The organism is Buttiauxella noackiae ATCC 51607, from assembly GCF_001654865.1.
GTDB classification, from domain to species: domain Bacteria; phylum Pseudomonadota; class Gammaproteobacteria; order Enterobacterales; family Enterobacteriaceae; genus Buttiauxella; species Buttiauxella noackiae.
In genome coordinates this window covers 1-222 of sequence record NZ_LXEO01000100.1, presented here as the reverse complement: position 1 = coordinate 222, position 222 = coordinate 1, and the positions used below count along the sequence as shown (strand labels likewise).

The following is a 222-nucleotide window of genomic DNA, read 5'->3' as shown; positions in this document are numbered from 1 at the left end:
TTTTTCTGATCAATAATAAGCCACCAACATAGTTCATAACCGTAGTAGTAACAGCAGCACCTAAAATACCAAATTTGGAAATCATGAAAATATTTATGATGACGTTGAGGGATGCGATAATAACAGTATTTTTAAATAATTCCTTCTCTAAGCCAATTGCTCCCATTACTGCACCAAATACCACAACGGCTCGCAACCATTGGAACATGTAGATCTGGAAAA

Annotated in this window: 1 protein-coding gene; it reads right to left on the bottom strand. The window is 35.6% G+C overall.

The genetic code is table 11. The features are described from left to right. A partial coding sequence (locus M979_RS22280) for a polysaccharide biosynthesis C-terminal domain-containing protein (RefSeq protein WP_209439651.1) occupies positions 1-208 on the bottom strand: 208 nt, incomplete at its 3' end. Positions 209-222 lie beyond the last annotated feature (14 nt).